This window comes from bacterium (assembly GCA_040755795.1).
Taxonomy (GTDB): domain Bacteria; phylum UBA9089; class CG2-30-40-21; order CG2-30-40-21; family SBAY01; genus JBFLXS01.
This window is the reverse complement of the sequence record JBFLXS010000599.1, coordinates 1-1,909: the sequence shown is the minus strand read 5'-3', so window position 1 is coordinate 1,909 and position 1,909 is coordinate 1. Positions and strand designations below refer to the sequence as shown.

General features: G+C 35.3%; 1 protein-coding gene. It reads right to left on the bottom strand.

Going from position 1 to position 1,909, the window contains the following annotated elements:
• Positions 1 to 201 precede the first annotated feature (201 nt).
• Positions 202 to 1,560, bottom strand: a complete 1,359-nt coding sequence (gene argH / locus AB1414_20095; GenBank protein ID MEW6609715.1) for an argininosuccinate lyase — start codon at positions 1,558 to 1,560, stop codon at positions 202 to 204.
• Positions 1,561 to 1,909 lie beyond the last annotated feature (349 nt).

The following is a 1,909-nucleotide window of genomic DNA, read 5'->3' as shown; positions in this document are numbered from 1 at the left end:
AGTAGAAAGTAAAGAAAACATCACTCCTCACGCCTATCTCCTTACATCCCATCTTCTATCTCCTACCACTATTTTCATCCTCATTTGTGAACCAGCGGTTCATGAGCGTTCTCCTGAAAATAGGCTGAAGTTTTGAACGCTGTTTCCTTCAGCCTTCAGCCTTTTCCCCCTTTCTCCCTTTCCCCGTTTCCCTACCTTCTCTTAATTCATGCTTCCTTTAGCTAATTCAATTTGTTCCTTTACTTGAATTACTCCCGTGCTCCCATAAGATATTTTTTGTTTTATAGACTCCTGCGGTTTTAATATTTTAAGCACATCTTCTGAAAATACGGGTGAGAAATGCTGTAACTCTTTTAATGTCAAAACTTCTAATGGTTTCCCCATCTGGCATATCTTACCTACTATTTGATGTGCCTGACGAAAAGGAATACCTTTTTTGACTAAATAATTAGCCACTTCAGTCGCAGTTGAAAAATCACCACTCAAGATAGATAACATCCTTTCTTTCTTTATCTTCATCGTTAAGAGCATGTTACCAAAGATGGATAATGCTAATTTAACTATTTCTACGGTATCAAGTAATGGATATTTATCCTCCTGCATATCTCGATTATAAGATAGTGGTAATCCCTTCATCATTGTGAGTAATGAAACAAGATGTCCGTAAATTATACCTGTTTTTCCTCTAATTAATTCACAAACATCTGGATTTTTCTTTTGTGGCATAATGCTACTGCCGGTGCAAAATGCCTCATCTAACTCAATAAATCCAAACTCTTGTGTTGACCACAGAATTAACTCCTCACTTAACCTTGATAGATGCATCATCACCAAACAAATATTACATAAGAATTCAATGATATAATCTCGGTCGCTAACCGCATCAATGCTATTTTTACTTATTAGGGGAAACTCAAGTAATTCAGCAACACATTGGCGGTCTATAGGTAAGGATGTTCCAGCCAGAGCGCAGCTCCCAAGTGGCATAACATTTACCCGCTTATAGCCGTCTTGTAATCTATCTACATCCCGTTGAAGCATCCAGAAATAAGCCATTAAATGATGCGAGAAAAGAACTGGTTCGGCATGCTGTAAATGGGTATAACCGGGCATAATCGTCTCTAAATTTTCCTGGGCTATATTGATGATAGATTTTTGTAAGGTTCTTATTAGTTCGATTATCTCTTTTATTTCTTCTCGGAGATAAAGCCTTGTATCTACGGCTACCTGGTCATTTCGAGACCTGGCAGTATGTAATTTTTCACCCGTTTTACCTAATTTATCTATTAAGGCTTTTTCAATATGGATATGAATATCTTCTAATTCCGGGCTGAATTGAAAATTGCCTTCTTCAAGTTCGGTTTTAATCTCTTCTAATCCCTGTATTATCTCTTCTGCTTCTTGTTGAGGGATAATACCGCATTTACTGAGCATTTTTGCATGGGCCTGGCTGCCGATAATATCATACTTATAGAATTTCTTATCAATATCAATAGAAGAAGTAAAAACTTCAACCTCTTTATTTAGTTTTTTAGAAAATCTACTACGAACTGGATTCATTGTTCTTTTAAGATTATCATAAATAGGAGATAATTGTCAAGTAATAAATCAAATTTTTTGTTGACTTTTGGATAAAATTTCTGGTAAAATGTATCTTCAGGATGTGCGAAAATGTATAACTCGATATTCAAGTTTTTTTAAGATTAAGTGGTTTATCCCTTAATACAGGCATTAATAATCCTATAACTCTTCTTTTCTCCACTTCTCCATCTTCTCCCTTTCTCCGTAAGCGTTCAGGTGGTGTAACAAAAGGAGATGTGGAGATTAAGGAGATAGGGAGATATTATTAAAAAAATTGAAATTAATAGAAACTAATAGAAATTTATGGAAATTTGTTGTTTTCCACAAT